General features: G+C 70.3%; 21 protein-coding genes. 11 read left to right on the top strand and 10 right to left on the bottom strand.

The features are described 5' to 3' along the window. Window positions 1-8 precede the first annotated feature (8 nt). Window positions 9-1,034, top strand: coding sequence for an agmatine deiminase family protein (locus ACOKM3_RS14905; RefSeq protein WP_426900684.1), 1,026 nt, complete (start codon window positions 9-11; stop codon window positions 1,032-1,034). A 66-nt stretch (window positions 1,035-1,100) separates the two neighbouring features. After that, the gene (locus tag ACOKM3_RS14900) at window positions 1,101-1,637 is read left to right on the top strand and encodes a TetR/AcrR family transcriptional regulator (RefSeq protein WP_426906791.1); all 537 of its coding nucleotides are present in this window, start codon (window positions 1,101-1,103) and stop codon (window positions 1,635-1,637) included. Here the strand turns inward: ACOKM3_RS14900 and ACOKM3_RS14895 are convergent. From ACOKM3_RS14895 to ACOKM3_RS14885, 3 genes are read right to left on the bottom strand one after another with little or no spacing between them, the layout of a single operon-like run. Further along, the gene (locus ACOKM3_RS14895) at window positions 1,634-2,491 is read right to left on the bottom strand and encodes a 5-oxoprolinase subunit C family protein (RefSeq protein WP_426900682.1); all 858 of its coding nucleotides are present in this window, start codon (window positions 2,489-2,491) and stop codon (window positions 1,634-1,636) included. The two genes, ACOKM3_RS14900 and ACOKM3_RS14895, sit on opposite strands and share 4 nt — an antisense overlap. Further along, window positions 2,488-3,213, bottom strand: a complete 726-nt coding sequence (locus ACOKM3_RS14890) for a 5-oxoprolinase subunit B family protein (RefSeq protein WP_426900680.1) — start codon at window positions 3,211-3,213, stop codon at window positions 2,488-2,490. The genes ACOKM3_RS14895 and ACOKM3_RS14890 overlap by 4 nt, the downstream gene beginning before the upstream one ends. Beyond that, window positions 3,210-3,974, bottom strand: a complete 765-nt coding sequence (locus ACOKM3_RS14885) for a LamB/YcsF family protein (protein WP_426900678.1) — start codon at window positions 3,972-3,974, stop codon at window positions 3,210-3,212. The genes ACOKM3_RS14890 and ACOKM3_RS14885 overlap by 4 nt, the downstream gene beginning before the upstream one ends. 170 nt (window positions 3,975-4,144) lie before the next feature. Here ACOKM3_RS14885 and ACOKM3_RS14880 point away from each other — a divergent pair, with 170 nt between their 5' ends. The 7 genes from ACOKM3_RS14880 to ACOKM3_RS14850 all read left to right on the top strand — a co-directional run bounded on the left by ACOKM3_RS14880 (window position 4,145) and on the right by ACOKM3_RS14850 (window position 12,290). Continuing rightward, entirely contained in the window at window positions 4,145-4,864 is a 720-nt protein-coding gene (locus ACOKM3_RS14880) for a DUF969 domain-containing protein (protein ID WP_426900677.1), read from the top strand. Further along, complete coding sequence (locus ACOKM3_RS14875) at window positions 4,861-5,820, top strand: DUF979 domain-containing protein (protein ID WP_426900675.1); 960 nt, start codon at window positions 4,861-4,863, stop codon at window positions 5,818-5,820. Before ACOKM3_RS14880 ends, ACOKM3_RS14875 begins: the two co-directional genes overlap by 4 nt. Window positions 5,821-5,831: 11 nt before the next feature. Beyond that, window positions 5,832-6,476 carry a pyroglutamyl-peptidase I gene (pcp, locus tag ACOKM3_RS14870; protein WP_426900673.1) on the top strand — a complete coding sequence of 215 codons (645 nt, stop codon included), beginning with the start codon at window positions 5,832-5,834 and terminating at the stop codon, window positions 6,474-6,476. A 143-nt stretch (window positions 6,477-6,619) separates the two neighbouring features. After that, the gene (locus tag ACOKM3_RS14865; protein ID WP_426900671.1) at window positions 6,620-7,591 is read left to right on the top strand and encodes a DUF2891 domain-containing protein; all 972 of its coding nucleotides are present in this window, start codon (window positions 6,620-6,622) and stop codon (window positions 7,589-7,591) included. Between the two features lie 80 nt (window positions 7,592-7,671). Beyond that, complete coding sequence (locus ACOKM3_RS14860; protein WP_426900669.1) at window positions 7,672-8,994, top strand: MFS transporter; 1,323 nt, start codon at window positions 7,672-7,674, stop codon at window positions 8,992-8,994. Window positions 8,995-9,287: 293 nt separating this feature from the next. After that, window positions 9,288-10,919, top strand: coding sequence for a citramalate synthase (gene cimA / locus ACOKM3_RS14855; protein ID WP_426900667.1), 1,632 nt, complete (start codon window positions 9,288-9,290; stop codon window positions 10,917-10,919). A gap of 39 nt (window positions 10,920-10,958) precedes the next feature. After that, on the top strand, window positions 10,959-12,290 hold the full coding sequence (locus tag ACOKM3_RS14850; RefSeq protein WP_426900665.1) for a hypothetical protein: 1,332 nt from the start codon (window positions 10,959-10,961) through the stop codon (window positions 12,288-12,290). Here the strand turns inward: ACOKM3_RS14850 and qcrB are convergent. From qcrB to ACOKM3_RS14835, 3 genes are all read right to left on the bottom strand, one after another. After that, entirely contained in the window at window positions 12,287-13,936 is a 1,650-nt protein-coding gene (gene qcrB / locus ACOKM3_RS14845) for a cytochrome bc1 complex cytochrome b subunit (protein WP_426900663.1), read from the bottom strand. The genes ACOKM3_RS14850 and qcrB overlap by 4 nt on opposite strands. 72 nt (window positions 13,937-14,008) lie before the next feature. After that, window positions 14,009-15,403, bottom strand: a complete 1,395-nt coding sequence (locus ACOKM3_RS14840) for an oxidoreductase (protein WP_426900661.1) — start codon at window positions 15,401-15,403, stop codon at window positions 14,009-14,011. Window positions 15,404-15,580: 177 nt separating this feature from the next. Continuing rightward, complete coding sequence (locus tag ACOKM3_RS14835; RefSeq protein WP_426900659.1) at window positions 15,581-16,198, bottom strand: YceI family protein; 618 nt, start codon at window positions 16,196-16,198, stop codon at window positions 15,581-15,583. 390 nt (window positions 16,199-16,588) lie between these two features. Between ACOKM3_RS14835 and ACOKM3_RS14830 the strand changes: the two genes are divergently transcribed. After that, on the top strand, window positions 16,589-18,184 hold the full coding sequence (locus ACOKM3_RS14830; protein ID WP_426900657.1) for an acyl-CoA carboxylase subunit beta: 1,596 nt from the start codon (window positions 16,589-16,591) through the stop codon (window positions 18,182-18,184). Between the two features lie 28 nt (window positions 18,185-18,212). Continuing rightward, window positions 18,213-18,404: an acyl-CoA carboxylase subunit epsilon gene (locus tag ACOKM3_RS14825; protein WP_426900655.1), complete on the top strand. Its 192-nt coding sequence runs from the start codon at window positions 18,213-18,215 to the stop codon at window positions 18,402-18,404. 111 nt (window positions 18,405-18,515) lie between these two features. Here ACOKM3_RS14825 and ACOKM3_RS14820 read toward each other — a convergent pair whose 3' ends face one another. From ACOKM3_RS14820 to ACOKM3_RS14805, 4 genes are all read right to left on the bottom strand, one after another. Then, complete coding sequence (locus ACOKM3_RS14820; protein ID WP_266714479.1) at window positions 18,516-19,106, bottom strand: GTP-binding protein; 591 nt, start codon at window positions 19,104-19,106, stop codon at window positions 18,516-18,518. Next, on the bottom strand, window positions 19,087-19,683 hold the full coding sequence (locus ACOKM3_RS14815) for a DUF742 domain-containing protein (protein ID WP_371591031.1): 597 nt from the start codon (window positions 19,681-19,683) through the stop codon (window positions 19,087-19,089). Before ACOKM3_RS14815 ends, ACOKM3_RS14820 begins: the two co-directional genes overlap by 20 nt. Window positions 19,684-19,777: 94 nt before the next feature. Next, entirely contained in the window at window positions 19,778-20,191 is a 414-nt protein-coding gene (locus ACOKM3_RS14810) for a roadblock/LC7 domain-containing protein (protein ID WP_266714481.1), read from the bottom strand. A gap of 10 nt (window positions 20,192-20,201) precedes the next feature. Further along, a complete protein-coding gene (locus ACOKM3_RS14805) occupies window positions 20,202-23,459 on the bottom strand; it encodes a nitrate- and nitrite sensing domain-containing protein (protein WP_426900653.1) in 3,258 nt (1,085 codons plus the stop codon). Between the last annotated feature and the right edge of the window lie 280 nt (window positions 23,460-23,739).

Raw genomic sequence — 23,739 nt, 5'->3', positions numbered from 1 at the left:
TCAAGCCCATGACGTATGTGATGCCGCCCGAGTGGGCCCCGCACGAGCGCACGTGGATGGCGTGGCCGGGCCCCAACCCGACCTTCTCCGACGAGACCGAACTGGCCGGGGCGCGGGCCGCGTGGGCGAAGGTCGCCAACACGGTGCGCCGGCACGAGCCGCTGACCATGGTCGCCGGCACGGGCCAGGCGGAGTCCGCGAGGGCCCTCCTCGACCCGTCGATCGAACTGGTGGAACGGGAGCTGGACGACGCGTGGATGCGCGACATCGGCCCCACGTTCGTGAAGTCCCGCGAGAACGGTGAACTGGCCGCCGTGGACTGGACGTTCAACGGCTGGGGCGCGCAGAGCTGGGCCCGCTGGGAGCACGACTCGAAGATCGCGCGCCACGTCGGCGACCTCGCGGGCGTGCCCGTGCACTCGACGTCGCTCGTCAACGAGGGCGGCGGCATCCACGTCGACGGCGAGGGCACGGTCCTCCTGACGGAGACCGTGCAGCTCGACAAGGGCCGCAACCCGGACCGCTCCAAGGAGGACGTCGAGGCCGAGATCCACGCCCGGATCGGCACGTCCAAGGCGATCTGGCTGCCGCGCGGACTCACCGCGGACTACGGCGAGTTCGGCACGCGTGGACATGTCGACATCGTGGCGTCCTTCGCGGCGCCCGGCGTCGTCCTCGTCCACTCGCAGCGGGACCCGGCGCACCCGGACTTCGAGGTCAGCCGGGAGATCGTCGGCGTACTGTCCGGGCAGAGCGACGCGCAGGGCAGGCCCCTGGAGATCGTCGAGGTCCCGGCGCCGACCGTGCTGGAGGAGGACGGGGACTGGGTCGACTACTCGTATATCAACCACTACCTCTGCAATGACGGCGTGGTGCTGTGCGGCTTCGACGACCCGAACGACGAGGAGGCCGCGGCGATCTTCCGCAGGCTCTTCCCGTCCCGGACGGTCACCCTCGTCGACGCCCGCACGATCTTCGCGGCGGGCGGCGGCATCCACTGCATCACCCAGCAGCAGCCGCGCGCGGGAGCCTGACCGGTGACCGGGACACAGCGCAGGCGCACCCCGGCGCCGCCGCGCGAGGACGTGCTCGCCGCGACCATGGCGATGATCGCCGAACACGGCCTGGAGCGGCTGACCCTGGCCGCGCTCGGCCGCGAGGTCGGCATGAGCAGCGGGCACCTCGCGTACCACTTCGGCAGCAAGGACGAGCTGCTGCTGCGCACGCTGGAGTGGAGCGAGGGGCGCCTCGGCGCGCGGCGCCGGGAGTTGCTCGTCGCCGGCAGCAGTGCGCGGGAACGGCTCGACGCGTACGTCGATCTGTACGTCCCGGACGCGCCGCGCGACCCGCACTGGACGCTGTGGCTGGAGGTGTTCAACCGCTCGCGGAACGCCGACGACGACGCGCGCGCCCGCCAGGCCGCCATCGAGGGGGCCTGGCACCGCGACCTCGTGGCGCTGCTCGCGGAGGGCATCTCACGCGGAGAGTTCGGGGCGCTCGACCCGGACCGCTTCGCCACTCGCCTGCGGGCGCTGCTCGACGGCTTCTCCATCGCGGTGGCGATCGGCCTGCGCGGGGACCGGGAACCGGTCATGGACCACGTACGGGAATTCCTGGACGAAGGCCTCCGGCCCTAGCTGGTGAATCGCAGCGGCGTCCCCGGAGCGGCCTGGGCCGCCGCCGCGAGCGCGGGCTCCTCCACGACGGCGATCACCGGGTAGCCGCCGGTCGTCGGATGGTCGTGGAGGAACACCACGGGCCGCCCGTCCGGCGGCACCTGCACCGCGCCGAGCACCATGCCCTCGCTGGGCAGCTCACCGTCCAACTCCCGCTCCAGGGAAGGTCCTTCGGTACGCAGCCCGATCCGGTTGCTGTTGCCCGAGACGGTGTACGTGGCGGTGACGAACGTGCGCCGCGCAGCCTCGGTGAACCAGTCCGCGCGCGGCCCGAACCGCACCGGCAGCACGAGCTCGGCCGGGGGAGCGGGCCACGGCGCCGCCACCGGCAGCACGGGCCGCGCGGCGGGCGCCTCACCGACGGGCAGCACGTCCCCCGCACGGAGCGGCGCGGGCCCGAGCCCCGACAGCAGATCGGTGGCCCGGCTCCCGAGCACGGCCTCGACGGCGACCCCTCCGGCAACGGCGACGTACGACCGCACACCGCCACTGACGGCCCCCACGTCGAGGACCGCCCCTGCGGGTACGTACACGGGGACACCCCAGGCCGCGGGCGCACCATCGACGGTGACCGGGCAGGGTGCCCCACCGACGACAACCGTGACGCCACGGTCGGGCCGCAACGCACACCCGGTGAGCGTGGTCTCCAGGACGGCGGCGTCCTCGGGATTGCCGACCAGCCGGTTGCCGAGCCGCAGCGCACTTTCGTCCAGCGCACCCGACCGGGGGACGCCGAGGTGGGCATGCCCCCCTCGCCCGAGATCCTGCACGGTGGTGAGCGCCCCGGCCCGCGTGACGGTGAGCTTCCTGGTCATCGCCCGGACCTTTCCGATGCGGGGCGGGTGAGGCCCGGCAAATCAAGCCCCGCCGGCGTTTGAGGCGCGGGGTCCGGGGCGGAGCCCCGAGGCGTCGACCCCGTCGGAGCGAAACGAACCCGGGTCCCAGGAGCCAACAGCGCCGCCGGCTCCCGCAACGGATCCCACAACCCCGAAGGGTCCGGCATCGTTCCGATCAACTGCCACCCACCCGGCGTGGCCCGCGGATACACGGCCGAGTACCCCCCGGCCACCGCAACCGCCCCCGCAGGGACCCGCGTACGCGGGGTCGCCCGCCTCGGCACATGCAACTCCTCCGGCAACCCGGTCAGATACCCGAACCCGGGCGCGAACCCGCAGAACGCGACGCGGTACGTGTACGAGGCGTGCCGCGCGGCGGCGTCCTCCTCGGACATCCCCCACAGCCCCGCGACCTCCGCCAGATCCGGCCCGTCGTACACGACAGGGATCGTCACGACGTCCCCGTCCGTCACGGCGCCCAACGGCACGTCCCACTCGCCCAGTTGGCGCGCGAGCGCATCCCGCTCCGCCACCCCGTCGAGCAGCACCGTCCGCGCCCCCGGCACGATCTCCCGCACCGGCGGCAGCACCCCCGCACCCCGCCGGCGCAGCACCTCCGCGTGGAACGCCCCCGCCTGCTCGGCGTCGGCGAACTCCACCAGCAGCGCATGCCGCCCGGCGGTCCGTACGCGCAGGCTCACGTGAACGCCCCGACCTCGACCCCGGCGCCCTCGAGCGCCACCCGCACCCGCGCCGCGATCGCCGCCGCACCCGGGGTGTCACCGTGCACGCACAACGACCGTGCGGCGACGGCGACATGGGACCCGTCGACCGCCTCGACCCCGCCGTCCACCGCGAACGCGACGGACCGGCGCACCACGGCGTCCGCGTCCTCGACGACGGCATTCGGCTCGCGGCGCGGCACGAGCGTGCCCTCCGGGGTGTAGGCCCGATCGGCAAACGCCTCCCGCACCGCAGTGAGCCCCAACTCATCGGCAGCACAAAGCAATTGAGACCCCGGCAGCCCGAGCACCGGCAGCCCACCACCGGCGAGCCGCACCCCTTCGACGACCGCACGGGCCTGCTCCCCGTCACGCACGGTCCGGTTGTAGAGCGCCCCGTGCGGCTTCACGTACGAGACCTCGGCCCCGGCCGCCTCCGCGAACACCCTGAGCGCCCCGATCTGGTACGCCACTTCGGCCGCCAGCTCGTCCGGCGGCACGTCCATCGCGCGCCGCCCGAACCCGGCGAGGTCCCGGTACGAGACCTGCGCCCCGATCCGTACACCGCGCGCGGCGGCCAGATCGCAGACCCGGCGCATCACGGAGGGATCGCCGGCGTGGAAGCCGCAGGCGACGTTGGCACTGGTCACCACGGAGAGCAGGGCCTCGTCGTCGGTGAGGGTCCACCGTCCGAAGCCTTCGCCGAGGTCGGCATTGAGGTCGATGACGTCCTGGATCACACACTCAACGTAGAGGATTGTTGAACGATCCGACAAGGGTAAAGATTCCGCGCCCGGAGAACCCTGCCCCAAGTCCGAATTCCGGAACCTCTTGTTAGATCGTTGAACGATCCCCTAAGGTCCGTGCATCCCTCATCCATAAGTGCGTCCCTCATCGAAAAGGTCGCCGCATGATCGTTCTGCTCGGCGTGCTCGTGGTGATCCTCGGATTCGTCACGCGCCGCAATCCCGTCCTCGTGGTCGGCGTCGCCGGCATCGTCACCGGACTGCTCGGCAAGATGAACCCGCTGGAGATCCTCGCCGCCTTCGGCACCTCCTTCGCCGACAGCCGCTCCGTCACCGTCTTCGCCATCGTGCTGCCGGTGATCGGCCTCCTGGAGCGCTACGGCCTGCGCGAGCAGGCCCGCACCCTGATCGGGAAACTCGGCAAGCTCAGCGCCGGCCGCTTCCTCACCGCGTACCTCCTGGTCCGCCAGGTCACCGCCGCCTTCGGCCTCAACAACCTCGGCGGCCCCGCCCAGGCCGTCCGCCCGCTCGTCGCGCCGATGGCCGAGGCCGCGGCGGAACGCAGGTCCGGGGCCGTACTGCCGGAAAAGCTGCGCGAGAAGGTCCGCTCCTATTCGGCGTCCGCCGACACCGTCGGCGTCTTCTTCGGTGAGGACTGCTTCATCGCGATCGGCTCGATCCTGCTGATCACCGGCTTCGTGAACTCGACGTACCACGAGCACCTCGAGCCCACCCAGCTCGCGCTGTGGGCCATCCCGCTGGCCGTCTGCGCCTTCGTCATCCACGGTGCCCGGCTGCTCCTCCTCGACAAGCAGCTGGAGCGCGAGATGGCGCTCGCCGCCGCCGAACACGAGATCCCGCTGCCGAAGGAGCCCTCGAAGTGATCAAGGTCGAATGGCTCTACTGGCTGATCGGTCTCGTCTTCGTCGTCATGGCGGCGCAGATGGCGATGGACCGCAGCAACCCCAAGCGCTGGACCTCGGCCGCCTTCTGGGGCCTGCTCGGACTGACCTTCCCCTACGGCACCGGGGTCGCGGGCGGCTCGAAGGCGCTGCCCGCCGAACCCCTCGGCGTCGCGGTCCTCGCGCTGATCGCGCTGGCCGGGTTCAACTTCATCGGCAAGGGCGAACCCGTCACCACCACGCAGGAGCAGCGCGAGAAGTCGGCGGCCCGCCTCGGCAACAAGCTCTTCATCCCGGCGCTCACCATCCCGCTGGTCGCCATCGTCTGCGCCTCCTTCCTCGACGAATCGGGCCTCTTCGAGACCGGCCAGGCCACCCTCCTCGGGCTCGGCGTCGGCTGCCTCGTGGCGCTCGTCGTCGGGATGCTGGTCACCGGCGAGCGCAAGGTGTCGACGCCGATCCACTCCGGCCGCTCGATGCTGGAGGCGATGGGCTCGGCGCTGCTGCTGCCGCAGCTCCTCTCCGTCCTCGGCTCGATCTTCGCGGTCGCCGGCGTCGGCACCCAGGTCGGGAAGATCACCAACGCCGTGCTGCCGGACGACTCCAAGTACCTGGCCGTGATCGCGTACTGCGTCGGCATGTTCCTGTTCACCGTGATCATGGGCAACGCGTTCGCCGCGTTTCCCGTCATGACGGCGGCGATCGGCTGGCCGGTGCTCATCCAGCAGATGGGCGGCAACGAGGCGGCCGTCCTCGCGATCGGCATGCTCGCGGGCTTCAGCGGCACGCTCGTCACGCCCATGGCCGCCAACTTCAACATCGTCCCGGCGACACTCCTCGAACTTAAGGACCAGTACGGGCCGATCAAGGCCCAACTGCCGACGGGCTTCGCGCTCCTCGGCTGCAACATCGTGATCATGTCGCTCTTCGCGTTCTAGGAGGTCGAGCGATGGCTCGGATACTGCTCACCGGATTCGAACCGTTCGGCGGGGAAGCCGTGAACCCGTCGTGGCAGGCGGCGGAGCTGGTGGCCGCCACGCCACCGGACGGCCTCGCCGTCACGGCGGTTCAACTCCCGTGCGTCTTCGGCGATGCGCTGACGGCGCTGCGGGCCGCGGTCACCGATACGCGGCCGGACCTCGTCGTCTCCCTCGGCCAGGCGGGCGGCCGCCCCGGCGTCACCGTGGAACGCGTCGCCATCAACGTCGACGACGCCCGCATCCCCGACAACGCCGGGGCCCAGCCGATCGACGTACCGGTGGTGCCGGGCGGTCCCGCGGCCTACTTCTCCACGCTCCCGGTGAAGGCGTGCGTCGCGTCGATGCGGGAGGCGGGCGTCCCGGCGGCCCTGTCCAACACGGCCGGAACGTTCGTCTGCAACCACGTGGCATACGGCCTCGCCCACCTCCTCGCCACCGAACTCCCGCACATCCGGGGCGGCTTCATCCACGTCCCGTGGTCCCCGGCCCAGGTCACGGACGGCGCGTCCCCGTCCCTCCCGGTCGAAACGGTGGCCACGGGCATCCGGTCGATGCTGCTGACCGCAGCGACAACCCACGACGACCTGCACGTCACAGAGGGCGCAACCCACTGATCTTTTGGGGGCGCGGGGAACGGCGCAATCTTTTAGGGGCGCGGGGAACTGCGCAAACGCAACCAAAAGCAGCACCGCACCCGGCAACGACCACGCACGCCCACGGACACCCGCCCGCACCCCGCCCGACCGAAGGACACACCATGCTCACCCGGGAAGAAACCGCCCAACTGGCGGCAGCCAACGTCACACGCGAATACCCCAACTTCACGGCCCACCTCACCACCTCCCCGGCCGACAACCCCCGCCCGTCCGACCTCCACCCCGCCTTCTACGGCGCCTACGACTGGCACAGCTCCGTCCACATGCACTGGCTACTCCTCCGCACCCGGCCGGAGGCCCACGCCCACGCCCACGCCGACGTACTGGACCGCCACCTCACCCGCGAGAACCTCGCGAAGGAAGCCGAATACCTCCTCGCCCGCCCGAGCTTCGAGCGCCCCTACGGCTGGGCCTGGCTCGTCGCGCTCGCGGCCGAGTGCCACGGCACCCGCTGGTCCGACGCCTTCGCCCCCGCCGTGGACGCGGTCGACCGCCTCCTGACGGACTGGCTCCCGAAGGCCACGTATCCCGTACGCCACGGCAACCACCCCAACAGCGCCTTCGCCCTCGGCCTGATCCTCGACACGGGGGAGCGGGCCGGGCTGCCGACCCGCACGCTCGACGCCGTACGCGACCGCCTGCGCACCTGGTTCGCCGACGACCACGACGCGCCCGCCCACTGGGAGCCGTCCGGCCAGGACTTCCTGTCGCCGGCCCTGACGGAGGCCGACGCGATGCGCCGCGTGTTCGGCAACGCCGACGACTTCGCCACCTGGCTGGACCGCTTCCTCCCGGCCCTCGCCACCGGCGCCCCTTGCGCGCTGCTCGACGTACCCGTCGTCTCCGACCACAGCGACCCGCAGATCGGCCACCTCCTCGGACTCGCGCTCTCCCGCGCCGCCGCCCTGCGCACGATCGCGAACGCCCTGCCCCCGGGACTCGTATGCGACCGCCTCACGAAGGCCGCGCAGGAACACCTCGACGCCGGCCTCCCGGCCGTCGAGAGCGGCGACTTCACGACCGACCACTGGCTCGCGACGTTCGCCGAACTGGCCCGCGAAGCCCATGCGTGAACACTATGAACGCAAGTAAGCGCGATCGTTGTCAGGTACACCCTTGCCCTGAGCAGCAGCTTTCGCGCATCGTGCCGATCATGGGACGAGAACAATGGAAGAAGGTCCTGGTCGGATCGGCCGGGAACATGGTCGAGTGGTTCGACTGGTTCGTGTACGCGAGCTTCGCGACGTACTTCGCGGGATCCTTCTTCCCGAGCGGCAACCCGACCGCCCAGCTGATGAACACCGCCGGCATCTTCGCCGTCGGCTTCTTCATGCGCCCCGTGGGCGGCTGGCTGCTCGGCCGGGTCGGTGACCGCAAGGGCCGCAAGGCCGCGCTGACCCTCACGGTCACCCTGATGTCCGCGTCGGCGGTCCTCATCGCCGTCGCGCCGACGTACGGCGTGGCCGGCTACGGCGGCGCCGTGGTCCTGCTGATCGCCCGCCTGCTCCAGGGCCTCTCGGTCGGCGGCGAGTACGCGGCCAGCGCCACGTACCTCACCGAGGCGTCGTCGCCGGAGAAGCGCGGCTTCGCCTCCAGCTTCCAGTACGTGTCGATGACGGCGGGCCAGATCGTCGGCCTCGGCCTGCAGATCCTGCTCCAGCGCACGATGTCCGACGAGGCCCTGCACAGCTGGGGCTGGCGCATCCCGTTCATCATCGGCGCCCTCGGCGCGGCGATCATCTTCTACCTGCGCCGCAACATGCTGGAGACCGACGTCTACGAGGAGTCGGCCGACGCCGACGCCACCGTGGGCGGCGACGACAAGGGCACCATCAAGGCGCTGTGGGCGCACAAGCGCGAGGCGTTCCTGGTCATCGCGCTGACCATGGGCGGCACCGTCGCGTACTACACGTACACGACGTACCTGACCAAGTACCTGTCGAACTCCGCCGGGTTGAGCAAGGAGACGGCCACCCTCGTCTCGTTCTGCGCGCTCGTCGTCTTCGCCTGCCTCCAGCCGGTCGCGGGCGCGCTCTCCGACCGGATCGGCCGCCGCCCGCTCCTGATCACCTTCGCGATCGGCTCGACCTTCCTGACGGTCCCGATCATGACGCTGCTCCAGCACGCGGGTTCGTTCTGGCCGGCCCTCGGCCTCTCGCTGCTCGCCCTCGTCATCGTCACGGGCTACACGTCCATCAACGCCTGCGTGAAGGCCGAACTGTTCCCGACGGGCATCCGCGCCCTCGGCGTCGCCCTCCCGTACGCCATCGCCAACGCCCTGTTCGGCGGCACCGCCGAATACGTCGCGCTCTGGTTCAAGAACGCCGGCATCGAGTCCGGCTACTACTGGTACGTCGCCGGATGCGCGGCCGTCTCGCTGATCGTCTACCTGTCGATGCGCGAGACCCGCGACATCGACCTGAACCGGGTCAAGACGGAGGAAGCCGCCACGACCACGGCAAAGCAGGTCGCCTGACCGCATCGTGAGACCACGGCCCGGCCCACGGCCGGGCTGTGGCAAACTCGGGCCGTGCTCTCGTTCGCCACGATTATTGGCAGCAGGCGCGCCGGTCCGCAGTGACCATCTCGTACGACCCGGTACGGATGGACACCGTCGTCCTCGACCCGCGCGCAGACCTCTCGCACCCGCGAGAGGTTTTTCTGTTTCTGGCCCACCCGTAGCCAGGCGGAGAGCGCGAGGGATCATAGATGGACGGTGGAGCCGGTCATTCCGGTAGACCGAGAATCCCCATCAGGAGCCAGATCAGCATGAGCAGCAGCCTCAGTGAACGTCCCAGTGCACAGCCCACTGAACTCGACGATTCCTTCCACGTCTTCGACACCACGCTGCGCGACGGCGCGCAGCGCGAGGGCATCAACCTCACCGTCGCGGACAAGCTGACCATTGCCCGGCACCTGGACGACTTCGGCGTGGGCTTCATCGAGGGCGGCTGGCCCGGCGCCAACCCCCGTGACACCGAGTTCTTCGCCCGCGCGCAGGAAGAGATCGACTTCAAGCACGCGCAGCTCGTCGCCTTCGGCGCCACCCGCAGGGCGAACGCCAAGGCGAGCGAGGACCCGCAGGTGCGGGCTCTTCTGGAGTCCGGCGCCCCGGTGGTCTGCCTGGTCGCCAAGTCGCACGACCGGCACGTCGAACTGGCCCTGCGCACGACCCTCGAAGAGAACCTGGAGATGGTCCGCGACACGGTCTCGTACCTGGTCGCGCAGGGGCGCAGGGTCTTCGTCGACTGCGAGCACTTCTTCGACGGCTACCGGGCCAACGCCGAGTACGCGAAGTCCGTCGTCCGGGCCGCGCACGAGGCCGGCGCCTCCGTCGTCGTCCTGTGCGACACCAACGGCGGCTTCCTGCCCGCCCAGGTCCAGGCGGTCGTCTCCACCGTCCTCGCCGACACCGGCGCCCGGCTCGGCATCCACGCCCAGGACGACACGGGCTGCGCCGTCGCCAACACCCTCGCCGCGGTGGACGCGGGCGCGACCCACGTCCAGTGCACGGCGAACGGCTATGGCGAGCGCGTCGGCAACTCCAACCTCTTCCCGGTCGTCGCGGCCCTGGAGCTCAAGTACGGCAAGAAGGTCCTCCCCGAGGGCGCGCTGCGCGAGATGACCCGTATCTCGCACGCCATCGCCGAGGTCGTGAACCTCACCCCGTCCACGCACCAGCCGTACGTGGGTGTCTCGGCGTTCGCCCACAAGGCGGGCCTGCACGCCTCCGCGATCAAGGTCGACCCGGACCTGTACCAGCACATCGACCCGGACCTCGTCGGCAACCACATCCGGATGCTGGTCTCCGACATGGCGGGCCGCGCCTCCATCGAGCTCAAGGGCAAGGAGCTCGGCGTCGACCTCGGCGGCGACCGCGAGCTGGTCGGCCGGGTCGTCGAGCGCGTCAAGGAGCGCGAGCTCCAGGGCTACACGTACGAGGCCGCGGACGCGTCGTTCGAACTCCTGATGCGCGCCGAGGTCGAGGGCAAGGCGCGCTCGTACTTCCAGGTCGAGTCCTGGCGCGCGATCGTCGAGGACCGCCCCGACGGCTCCCACGCCAACGAGGCCACCGTGAAGCTGTGGGCCAAGGGCGAGCGCATCGTCGCCACGGCGGAGGGCAACGGCCCGGTCAACGCCCTCGACCGCGCGCTCCGCGTCGGCCTGGAGCGGATCTACCCGCAGCTCGCGAAGCTGGAGCTGGTCGACTACAAGGTCCGCATCCTGGAGGGCAAGCACGGCACGTCCTCCACGACCCGCGTCCTCATCTCGACCTCCGACGGCACCGGCGAGTGGTCCACGGTCGGCGTCGCGGAGAACGTGATCGCGGCGTCGTGGGGCGCGCTGGAGGACGCGTACACCTACGGTCTGCTGCGGGCGGGCGTGGAACCGGTCGAGTAAGCATCCGCGTTTGCGGGCGAAGCGAGTTAGCGTCGATACATGAGGCCCCTTATCGCCGTGCTCGCCGCCCCGCTCCTCGCTCTGGGCGCCACCTTCGCGGTGGCGCCACCAGCCTCGGCCGCCACGGACGTGTCCACGGTGGCCGACGCCCTGGAGAAGAGCCCTGTCTACGTCGCGCCCGGCGCGTCCGGCGGACTGACGTCGGACGACGTCGACGCGCTCGAGAACAAGATCAAGGACGCGGACAAGCCGGTGATGGTGGCGGTGCTGCCGGCCGACTTCCCGACGCAGAAGCTGTTCAGTGATCTGCGGGCGAAGACCGGGGTCGTGGGCGTGTACGGGGTCCGCCTCGGGGATCGGTTCGACGCGCGCGCGGACTCCCGGGTCATGTCGCAGCAGTCCGTCAAGAACGCGGTGGACAGCGTTCAGGGCCAGTCGGCCAAGAGCCAGCTCGACGACTTCGTGAGTACGTCGGTCCGTACGGCCAGGGGCTCGGCCCCGTCCGCCTGGGACGCGGGTGGCGACGACGGCGTCTCCGCCGGCCCCCTGATCGGGGTCGGCGCTGTCGTGGTGATCGGCGGAGCCGGTGTGTACGCCCTGAACAGGCGCAGCCGGCGCAAGCGCGAGGAGGAGCAGCGCGCGGCCCTCGACAAGCTGCGGGTCGTGGTGGACGAGGACATCACGGCGTTCGGCGAGGAACTCGACCGGCTCGACTTCCACCCGGCGGAGGCCGGCGCCGACGACGCGATGCGCGCGGACTTCGAGCGGGCCCTCGACGCGTACGAGAAGGCCAAGCAGTACATGAAGGACGCGCAGCGCCCGGACGACGTGCGCGGCGTGACGCAGGCCCTTGAGGACGGCCGGTTCTCCCTCGCGCAGCTCGCCGCGCGCCGCGAGGGCCGCCCGCTGCCCGAGCGCAGGGCGCCCTGCTTCTTCGACCCGCGCCACGGCCCCTCCACCGAGGACGCCCTGTGGACGCCGCCCGGCGGCTCGGCCCGCGAGGTCCCGGTCTGCGCGGCGGACGCGACGCGGCTGCGGGACGGCGAGGACCCGCATGTGCGCACGGTCGACGCGGGGGAGGGGGAGCGCCGCCCGTACTACGACGCGGGTCCGGCGTACGGCCCGTGGGCCGGGGGCTACTTCGGCGGCGGCATGCTGCCGGGGCTGCTGGTCGGCACGGTGCTCGGCTCCATGCTGGCGAGCCCCGCGTACGCCGCCGATTACGGCGGCGGTGACTTCGGCGGCGGATTCGACGGCGGCGACGTCTCCGGCTCCGACTTCGACCCGGGCGACTTCGGCGGGGGCTTCGGCGACGGCGGCGGTGGCGACTTCGGTGGTGGCGGGGGCGGTGACTTCGGGGGCGGGTTCTAGCGGTCCGACGTCTCGGGGCTCCGCTCCGGGCCCCGCCGGCTCTCGTCCAAGAGCGGAGCTTGATACGCCTTCGGTATCTGCGTGCCCTCACCGAACATCCACCGTGACAACGCCACCCGCAGCCGCTGCGTCGCCCGCACCCGCCGACGTATCCCGTGCTCGTCCTCGTCCGGCAGCGCCTCAAGCGCGACGGGCTGCTCGTGCTGCGTGAGGCGGTACGACTCGCCCTGTTCCAGCGGCTCGTGGACCTCCACGTACTCGCCGTGCGGGAGTCGCTTGACGCGTCCCGTCTCGCGTCCGTGCAGCACCTTCTCCCGGTCGCGCCGCTGAAGCCCCAGACACACCCGCTTGGTGACGACGAACGCGAGGACCGGCCCTGCGAACAGCGCCACCCGCGCGAACCAGGTGATGGCGTTCACGGAGAGGTGGAAGTGCGTGGCCCAGAGGTCGTTGCCGCCGGCCGCCATCGCGACGAGGAAGCCGGTCAGCCAGGCAGCGCCAAGTGCCGTACGGACAGGCCGATTCCGGGGACGGTCCAGCAGATGGTGCTCCCGCTTGTCGCCGGTGATCCACGCCTCCACGAACGGGTACACCCCGATCAGCACCAGCCACAGCGGGAACGCCAGGAACGGGATGAGGACGCCGAGCGCGAGGGTGTGGCCGCCCAGCACGATCTCCCAGCCCGGCATCACGCGCACGAGTCCCTCGGCGAACCCCAGGTACCAGTCCGGCTGGGCGCCGGTGGAGACATGGTCCGGGCGGTAGGGCCCGTACACCCAGACCGGGTTGATGGAAGCGACCGCCGAGACGAGCGTCACCACGCCGAACACGAGGAAGAAGAAGCCGCCCGCCTTGGCGACGTAGTTCGGGAAGAACGGCTCGCCGACGACGGTGCGTTCGGTCTTTCCGGGGCCCGGATACTGGGTGTGCTTGTGGTAGAAGACCAGGATCAGGTGGGTGACGACGAGCACCGCCATGATGCCCGGCAGCAGCAGGACGTGGATCGAGTAGAAGCGGGCCACGATGTCGTCGCCCGGGAACTCGCCGCCGAACAAGAAGAACGACAGATACGTGCCGACGACCGGGACGGCGAGCGTCATGCCCTCGATCAGCCGCATGCCCGCGCCGGAGAGCATGTCGTCGGGGAGCGAGTACCCCAGCAGTCCCTCGAACAGGGCGAGGAACAGCAGCAGCCAGCCGAACAGCCAGTTCAGCTCCCGCGGCTTGCGGAACGAGCCGGTGAAGAAGTGCCGCATCATGTGCACGAACATCGCCGCGACGAAGATCAGCGCCGACCAGTGGTGGATCTGCCGGATGAGCAGACCGCCGCGCACGTCGAAGCTGAGGTCGAGCGTCGAGGAGTACGCCTCCGACATCCGGATGCCCTTCAGCGGCACGTAACTGCCGTCGTACGTCACCTCGTTCATCGACGGATGGAAGAAGAGCGTCAGATAGACGCCGGTGAGGATCAGGATGAGGAAGGTGTAGAGGCAGATCTCGCCCAGCATGAACGACCAGTGGTCGGGAAACACCTTCCGCAGATACTTCCGGCCGAGGCCGTGGATCCCGAGCCGCCCGTCGGCCCAGTCGGCCAGGCGTTCTCCTGCGGCGGGGGTGGGTTCGCGGCGCTCCGTGCGGTGGTCCATCGGTCCGGCTCCTCCCGTGGCTTCTCAGAGAGGAGACGGAGCGGACGCCGGATCTGTGACATGCGGGCGGCCTCACCCCCGGCTCAGCGTCCGCGTCACCCCCGCCACCACCGTCGTCGTCAGGATCCAGCCGACCGCGATGAGCCCGTACGCGAGGCCCTGCACGCCCGCCTCGTCCCAGTGCCAGCCGCCGCGCTGGCCGAGCCCGCCGATCGGCACCATCAGGTCCAGGGCGTACGCGACCGGGTTGAACGGCGGGCCCTCGCCCTTCTTGTTCGGTACGGGGGTGTGCGCGGCGAAGACGGCGGTGCCGAGCAGGGTGAGCGCGGCGAGCCAGATCCCGGCGATCCACGGCCGGTAGCCGTACCCGACGGTGGCCTCCAGCAGCCACCCCCAGGCCCGCCCGGCCGGCCCGAGCGTGGCCCGGCGCCGCCGCTCCCGCACGAGGAGGACCCGGCGGGCTTCGTCCTCGTGTCCGCACCGCCGGTAGTGCGAGGCGAGTTGCTCGTACGGCTGCGGCGCGTAGACCGGCTGGCGGCGCAGCCAAGCGAGCCGGTTCGTGACGTCCTCGCGGCGGGTGCCTGCCGTCTCCCCGAGCCAGTCGTACGTCAGGCCGTCGAGGCCGAGGGTCGCGGGCCAGGTGCGGGGGTCGTCCTGGAGTCGGCTCGCCTGCGCGTTGCGCAGGTTCACGCTGCCTGCCGGGACGCGGGCGAAACGCAGGTCAACGGCTCCGGCCTGCATGGCCACGCACATCAACGACGCGCCAGGTCCCATGAGTTCGGCGTCCTGGAAGGAGACGAGATCCTCCACCTGGGCGCCGCGCAGCCGTACCTTGGCGTCGGTCCGCAGGCCCTGGCACCGTACGTTCGACGCTTTCACCGCATCGCCGACGAACGCGCATGTGTCCGCCACGCCCACCCGGATCCGGGCCCCGCGCATCCACAGCCCACCGGGCAACTCGGCGCCCAAGAAAGCGACTTCACCTTCGGCCACGAACTCGGGCTCGCAGAACACGCCGCCCCGCGCCATTAGTCCACCGGCTTCCAGGGCCGTCCGTCCCGGCGCCACCAGGCGTGCCCCGTCGAGCCGCACCCGGCCCGCTATCTCCGCTTGTGCAAGATCCACGGCTGCGGCGGCGCCGTCGCGCTCACCTATCGTCGACCACTGCAGGTCAACGCGCCCACCGATCCGCGCCGTCGACGCCGCGAGCCCCGGTAGCACGCAGCCCGTGAAGGCGATACCGAGTGTGCCGGCCCCTTCGAGGCTCACCGACTCGTCGAACCGGCACCCCTCGAACCGCACGGCCCGCCGGATCTCCGCTCCGTCGAGCCGCAACGCCCCCGTGACGCGCGCATCGCGCAACACGTACGGGTCCGGCCCCGCCTCCGCGTCGAGGATGTCCCGCCGCACCACAGCGGCGTCGACGCTCCGCTCAGGTGCAGGTGTCGACGGCACGGGCGGCGGCATCGGGCTCCTCGGGGTCCGTCCAGCAGGCGCGCGCTCCCGCCGAGGGGCGCGCGCGTGTGACCGCAGCATGCCCTACTCCGGCGGATGGATGCCGTTGGTTGCCCACCCCGCGGGAAAACACGAGTTGGCGGTCACGCAATTCGTGACCGCCTGAACTCGCTGACGCAGTGGGCCGGTTCAGGCCTCCTTGATCGCCGAGATGTCGAAGTTGAGCTTGATCTTGTCGGAGATGAGCACGCCACCGGTCTCGAGCGCGGCGTTCCAGCTCAGACCCCAGTCCGACCGGAGGATCTCGGACTTGCCCTCGAAGCCGACGCGCTCGTTGCCGAACGGGTCCTTCGCGACGCCGTTGAACTCCAGGTCGATGGTGATCGGCTTGGTGGTGCCGAGGATCGTCAGGTCACCCGTGATGCGGTAGTCGTCGCCGCCCAGGGATTCGGCGGAGGTCGACCGGAAGGTCATCGTCGGGAACTCGTCGATCTTGAAGAAGTCCGCGCTCTTCAGGTGGCCGTCACGGTCCTCGTTACCGGTCGAGATGCTCGCCATCTGCACGTCGAAGGAGGCCGTGGACTTCGCGGGGTCCGAGCCGTCCAGGTGCAGCGAGCCCGTGAAGTCGCTGAAGCTGCCCTTCACGTTGGTCACCATGGCGTGCCGGGCGACGAAGCCGAGCGTGGTGTGAGCGGGGTCGACGGTGTAGTCGCCGGTGACAGCGGCGAGGTCGGGGCCGGCCGGCGCGGCGGCAGCGGCGGTGGCGGGGGTGGTGGCGGACTCGTTCTTGCGGCCGAAGATGCCCATGACGTGCTCCTTGGGGACGGGCGGCACGGGTGGTGCCAGATGGAGTGATGCGCTTGATGTTGAACGTTGAACTATCAACTGATTCCGACTGTAGCGCGATGATGTTCAATGTTCAACATCAAACGATGTGTGTCTCCTCGATTACAGCTCGATATGGTTCGGGTCGCCCTTTCGGGCGTGCGCGCGGTGTGCGCTCACGGCGGTGACGGCGTCGGTGTGAGGCGGGTCTCAGGGGGCCGCTTTGTGTGACGTCTACAAGGCGGACCCGTGCTGAGCAGTCACTTCGGCCTCCTCGCGGCAAGGTTCTGTTCAGGGCTACCAGGAAAACGGGCCGGAGACTGTACGGAGTCGACGGACCGTTTTCATGGGTGCACTTCGTAAGGTCACTACATGACCGTTTTGGACGACAGCGCCTCGAACCCTGGGGACGAGCCCACCGACGCCCGTGGACGCGTGGCCGAGCTGCACGCGATCCGTGCGCAGGCACTGGCCGGACCCAGCGAGAAGGCGACCGCGGCCCAGCACGCGAAGGGGAAGCTGACGGCGCGCGAGCGCATCGAGCTCCTCCTCGACGAGGGTTCGTTCAACGAGGTCGAGCAGCTGCGCCGGCACCGGGCCACCGGCTTCGGCCTGGAGGCCAAGAAGCCCCACACCGACGGTGTCATCACCGGCTGGGGCACGGTCGAGGGCCGCACGGTCTTCGTCTACGCGCACGACTTCCGGATCTTCGGCGGGGCGCTGGGCGAGGCCCACGCCACGAAGATCCACAAGATCATGGACATGGCCATCGCGGCCGGTGCCCCGCTGGTCTCGCTCAACGACGGCGCGGGCGCCCGTATCCAGGAGGGCGTCTCGGCGCTCGCCGGCTACGGCGGCATCTTCCAGCGCAACACCAAGGCGTCCGGCGTCATCCCGCAGATCAGCGTGATGCTCGGCCCGTGCGCGGGCGGCGCGGCGTACAGCCCGGCGCTCACGGACTTCGTGTTCATGGTCCGCGACACCTCGCAGATGTTCATCACGGGCCCGGACGTCGTGAAGGCTGTGACGGGCGAGGAGATCACGCAGAACGGGCTCGGCGGCGCCGACGTGCACGCGGAGACCTCCGGCGTCTCGCACTTCGCGTACGACGACGAGGAGACCTGCCTCGCCGAGGTCCGCTACCTGCTCTCGATGCTCCCGCAGAACAACCGGGAGAACCCGCCGACCGTCGAGTCCGACGACCCGGCGGAGCGCCGCGGCGACGTCCTGCTCGACCTGGTCCCGGCCGACGGCAACCGCCCGTACGACATGACCAAGGTGATCGAGGAGCTCGTCGACGACGGCGACTACCTGGAGATCCACGAGCGCTGGGCGCGCAACATCATCTGTGCGCTGGCCCGCCTGGACGGCCAGGTCGTCGGCATCGTCGCCAACCAGCCGCAGGCCCTCGCGGGCGTCCTGGACATCGAGGCCTCGGAGAAGGCCGCCCGGTTCGTCCAGATGTGCGATGCTTTTAATATCCCCATCGTGACGCTGCTCGACGTGCCGGGCTTCCTGCCCGGCGTCGACCAGGAGCACGGCGGGATCATCCGGCACGGCGCCAAGCTGCTGTACGCGTACTGCAACGCCACCGTGCCCCGGATCTCGCTGATCCTGCGCAAGGCGTACGGAGGCGCGTACATCGTCATGGACTCCCAGTCCATCGGCGCGGACCTCACCTATGCCTGGCCGACCAACGAGATCGCGGTCATGGGCGCCGAGGGCGCGGCCAACGTGATCTTCCGCCGGCAGATCGCCGAGGCCGAGGACCCCGAGGCGATGCGCCAGAAGATGGTCAAGGAGTACAAGGCCGAGCTGATGCACCCGTACTACGCGGCGGAGCGCGGCCTGGTCGACGACGTGATCGACCCCGCCGAGACGCGTGAGGTGCTGATCAAGTCCCTGGCGATGCTGCGCACCAAGCACGCCGACCTGCCGTCCCGCAAGCACGGCAACCCGCCGCAGTAACCGGCACTAGTCGTAGGAGACCTGCCACATGTCTTTGCCTGACATCCGCGTCGAGAAGGGCCACGCCGAGCCGGAGGAGGTCGCGGCCATCACCGCGATCCTGCTGGCCCGCGCCAGCGCCACTCCCGAGGCCCCGGCGCACCGCGTCCGGCACAACCGCGCGGGGTGGCGCCGCCTGGAGCGCGAGCCCGGCTTCCGCGCACCGCACAGCTGGCGCTGAGCCTGTAACGTCCTGAGGCCCTCCTCCCGGATCGGGAGGAGGGCCTCAGCGTGTAGATCAAGCCCCGCCGGCGTTTGAGGCGCGGGGTCCGGGGCGGAGCCCCGAGGGGTCCTACCGCAGCCGCGCCATCAACGCGTGCTCCACGAGAGTGATCAGCGTCGACTTCGCGTCCGCGCGGTGGCGGGCGTCCGTCGTGATGATCGGGGTGTCGGGGCCGATCTGGAGGGCCTCGCGGACCTCGTCCGGGTTGTAGGGCTGCGCGCCGTCGAAGCCGTTGAGGGCGATGACGAAGGGCAGGCCGGAGTTCTCGAAGTAGTCGACCGCGGGGAAGCAGTCGGCGAGGCGGCGGGTGTCGACGAGGACGACGGCGCCGATCGCGCCGCGCACCAGGTCGTCCCACATGAACCAGAAGCGGTCCTGTCCGGGCGTACCGAAGAGGTACAGGATCAGGTCCTGGTCGAGCGTGATGCGGCCGAAGTCCATGGCGACCGTCGTGGTCGTCTTGTCCCCGGTGTGGGTCAGGTCGTCGATGCCCGCGGACGCGGACGTCATGACGGCCTCGGTGCGCAGCGGGTTGATCTCGGAGACGGCGCCCACGAACGTCGTCTTGCCGACGCCGAAACCACCTGCCACCACGATCTTCGCCGATGTGGTGGAACGGCTTGGAGCAGCCGGCCCTCCGCTAGAGCTTGCGAAGTCCACTGAGCACCCTTTCGAGCAATGTCACGTCTGGCTGGCCGCCGGCGGTCTCGTCGCCGCCGGGCTGATGGATGGCGACCAGTCCCGCCTCCGCGAGGTCGGCGACGAGAATCCTGGCCACACCGAGGGGGATCGTCAGGAGGGCCGAGATCTCGGCCACCGACTTGATCTCTCGGCAGAGGTTGCAGATCCGCTGGTGCTCGGGCAGTTGGCCCTGCAACTGGTGCGGCTGCGCGGTGGTGTGCACCAGCGCCTCGATGGCGAGCTGGTACCGCGGCCTCGTGCGGCCGCCCGTCATGGCGTACGGGCGCACCAGCGGGTTGTTCTTGGCGGCGGGTGCGGGATTCGCGTCGGGGCGCGGCTGCGGCTGCACGGGCTGGATGCGCGGCGCGGGCGGCTGGTCGTAGGGACCGGGCTGCCGGGTCGGCCGGGCGTGGTTCGCCGACGAGGGGGAAGACGGGAAGTTGTACCGGTTCTGGGATCCGTCGTCACCCATACCCGCCTGGCCGCGCCCCTGGCCGTGGCCGTAGGGCGGCCACTGGGCCGACGAACCGCTCGGGGGTGTTGCTGAACCAGACACGAACTTCCTCCTCCGACTGCGCTGGGCACCATCACTGTGGAGCCGCGTCCCGAAACCTTACGGCCCCGGGACACGAATACGCACTGCCTGTTTGTTAGTTGAGAAGGCTTCCCTGAAGCTCCGCCCGCAGGTCCGGTGTGAGAACCGTGCCCGCCCGGTCGACAAGAAGGGCCATCTCGTACCCAACGAGGCCAATGTCCGCCTCGGGGTGTGCAAGGACGGCGAGAGAAGAGCCGTCGGAGATGGACATGATGAAGAGGAATCCTCGCTCCATCTCCACAACTGTCTGGTTCACCGGGCCGCCTTCGAAGATGCGGGAGGCGCCCGCGGTCAACGAGGTCAGACCCGAGGCGACGGCCGCCAGCTGGTCGGCGCGGTCGCGGGGGAACCCTTCGGACATCGCCAGAAGGAGTCCGTCGGCGGAGACCACCACCGTGTGGGACACACCGGGGGTGTTGTCCACGAAGTTGGTGATCAACCAGTTCAGGTTCTGTGCCGCCTGGCTCATCGGGCTCACACTAACGCTCCTGGTTGTAGGTGCTGTCAGGGCCGAAGCCCTGGCCGTTCGTATCACTGCTGCCCTCGCTGCGTCCCCGCTGTACGCCGCGACGCAGGTTGCTGAGCCTGCCCCTGACGTCCTCGGGGGCGCGGGAGACCTGTGGGCCGCCCTGCGGCGTCGACTCCGCCGTGCCCTCGACCAGGTTGGCCTTGGGCACCCGGCGCGGCAGCCCGGACGCGGTGACCCCGCCCGCCTTCGGCTTCTTGAGCTGCTCCGCGCGCTCCCACCGGGCGTCGTTGGCCGAGCGCCAGGTGGTGTCGTCCTCGGAGCGGGTCTCGGGGGCCTGCTGGGGGTTCGGAGCGGGCTCCTGCGAGGCACCGCCACCGCGCCGCGGCAGACCGGCGTCGGTCAGCGCGTGGGGTGCGGAAGGGGCCGGTCCGGTCGAATCCGAGGGGGTGGCACCGTGTCCGTCGAAGCCTACGCGTTCCCGGTCCGCCGCGGCAGTGTCCTGAGCGGATTCCGCTTCGGGACCGAACGGGCCCTGGAAATCGGCCCGGTAGGGCTCCCGGAAGGCGTCCTGCGCCTGCCAGTCCGCCCGCGGCGAGGACGGCTCGAAGGGGTTGTACGGCTCCTGCGGCGCTTCCGCATAGCCGTCCTGATACCCGTCCTGCGGGGCGTACCCGGAGGCGAACCCGTCCGGCTGTCCGGTGTCGTGGGTGGGCTGTACGGGGACGAACCCGTCGAATCCGCCCTGCTGGCGGCCGTCGTAGCCGCCCTGGTGCTCGTCGTAGACGCCCTGCTGCGGATCGTCGTAGGCGAGCTGCTGACGATTGTCGTACGGGGCCTGCCGGGTGTCGTACGCGTTCTGCTCCGCGAAGGGCGGACGGTCCTGCTGCGGCTGCTGTGGCTGGAACTCGTCGCGGAAGAGCGGGCGTTCCTGTTGCGGCTGCTGCTGGTCCTGGACGGGGTCGTCCTGCTGCTGCGCCTCCAGGGCCGCGCGGCGCTCCTCACGCATGAGGGAGCGGCCGACCGGGTCCAACTCGCGGGCGTCGTCGGGGACGTCGTAGCGGCTGTCGTCGAAACCGAGCTCGGCGGCCGTGCGCAGCGGGGTGTGCTCGAACGCGGCCTGCTTCGGGATCATCGTCGAGACGGTGAACTCGGAGTCCTGCTGGATCCCGCCGCCACCACCGTGGGTGATGACCTCGGGCAGCATGACGAGCGACGTCGTGCCCGCCTGCTCGCCCGAGGGGCGCAACTGCACGCGGATGCCGTGCCGGTCCGACAGGCGGCCGACCACGAACAGGCCCATGCGCTGGGAGATCGCGGCGTCCACCGTCGGCGGGTTGGCCAGCTTGTGGTTGATGTCCGCGAAGTCCTCGGCGGTGAGGCCGATGCCCTTGTCGTGGATCTCGATCATGACGCGGCCGTCCGGGAGACGGGTCGCGGTGACGCGGACCTTGGTCTGCGGCGAGGAGAACGTCGTGGCGTTCTCCAGAAGCTCGGCGAGCAGGTGCACGAGGTCGGTGACCGCGCGGCCGTGGATCTCGGCCTCGGGGACGCCGGCCAGTTCGATGCGCTCGTACTGCTCCACCTCGGAGGTCGCGGCGCGCAGCACGTCGACCAGCGGGACCGGCTGGTCCCAGCGGCGGCCGGGCTCCTCGCCCGCGAGCACCAGGAGGTTCTCGCCGTTGCGGCGCATACGGGTCGCGAGGTGGTCCAGGCGGAAGAGGTTCTCCAGCTGGTCCGGGTCGGCCTCGTTGTTCTCCAGGTCGGTGATGAGGGTCAGCTGGCCCTCGATCAGCGACTGGTTGCGGCGCGACAGGTTGGTGAAGATCGCGTTGATGTTGCCCCGGAGCAGCGCCTGCTCGGCGGCGAGCCGGACGGCCTCGCGGTGCACCTGGTCGAAGGCGCGGGCGACCTCGCCGATCTCGTCCGTCGTGACGATCGGGATCGGCTGTACGCGGGTGTCCACCCGGCCCGGCTCGGTGCGCGAGAGCTGGTCGACGAGCATCGGCAGGCGCTGCTCGGCCACGTCGAAGGCGGCGCTGCGCAGCCTGCGCATCGAGCGGGACATCTGCCGGGCCATCTGGCCGGCGATCAGGACGGCGACGAGCAGGGCGACCACGACGGCGGCACCGATGATGATCGCTTCGCGCTTGGCGTCGGCGGCGATCCCGGAGGCCTCGGTCACGGCCTTGTCCGCCAGATCGGACTCGATCGTGCGATAGGCGTCGAACTTCGCCGTGTTGACCGCCCACCAGTTCTGGGGCGTGACGCCCTGCTGGGCGAGCGCGAGGCGGGCGCTCGGCTGGGTGCTGGGCAGCGCCACCACGGCGGCCACCATCTTGGTGTTCTCGGGCGGCGGGACGTACGAGGGGTCCTTGGCCTTGGCCGCGGCGGCCTGCTTGGCGCCGTCGGACTTCAGCTCCTTGATCGTGCCCTGGAGCTTCTTGAGGTCCTCGGCCGTGCCGCCGCCCTTGTACTCCTCGATGGCGATGTTCTCGAGGTAGGCGTAGCTGCCGAGCGCGGTGCGCTGACGGCTGAGGTTCGTGGCGCCGGGGCCCGGCTTCACCAGGAGGTGCATGCCGATGGACCGCTCCAGCGAGAGCGCCGCCTTGGTCAGCGAGATCGCGTAGACGGTGCGGCCGTAGCTGGTGATGTTGCCGGTGCCGAGGCCGAGCTCGTTGGCGAACTCCATCAGCGGGTGCTGGATGGCGACGTAGCCCTCTTCGGTCTGCACACCGGGCAGCTTGGAGGTGTACGCGGCGGCCCGCAGCTTCTTCAGCTGGGGCTCGACCTTGGTGAACTGCGCCATGCGGCGCTGGAGGCCTTCCTTCTGCGGCATGTTCTCGGCCGCGGCGTGGAACTTGTCGGCGGCCGCGTCCGTCGCCTGCCGGGCCTTGGCGACCTGGGGGTCGTCCGTCTTGCCCTGGAGAAGGGGTGCGGCGGTGCTGTCGCGCTCCTCGATGAGGCGGTTGCCGTACGTCAGCGAGGCCTGCACGAGACGCGCGGTGCTCTCGGCGTCCTCGGCCTCCTGCCAGGTGCTGATGGAGTTCGACACCTGGAAGCCACCCATGACGAGGCCCACGAGCACGGGTATCAGGAGGATGGCGTTCAGCTTGGTGGGTACACGCCAGTTTCGGGGCGACATGCGTCCGCCCGACGACGCCGGCGCCGTGGCCTCGGCCGCCGGCGCGGTCCGCGCCGCGTCGCGCGGGGGCGGGGTGAAGTTGCCCCGCGCCGAGACCGGCTCGGGACTGTTCTTGCTTCGCCTCACTCGACCAACAACCTCTCGGCGTCGGCACCTACGTTGTGCCGCGGTATGTCTCCAGGCCCATTCCTACTGGGCAGTTCAGCGCATTCCAGCACGTCAGGAGGCGCACTTCCAAACAGTCGGAAGCGGAAGCTCCGCGTGACGCACACCCCAGATAAAACGGTCATAAAGAGCGAGCCCCGCCAAAAGGCGGGGCTCTTGTGAGCGCAGTGGAACCGGCTGTGCGCGACGTGTGTCGGTGCCCTGGGAATTCTCTTTCGAAACGTTATGAACACCGGGGCCC

Origin of the sequence: Streptomyces nidicola (assembly GCF_050106155.1) — a bacterium.
Lineage (GTDB): Bacteria > Actinomycetota > Actinomycetes > Streptomycetales > Streptomycetaceae > Streptomyces.
The sequence above is the reverse complement of the archived record's forward strand: the minus strand, read 5'-3'. Positions and strand labels throughout refer to the sequence as shown.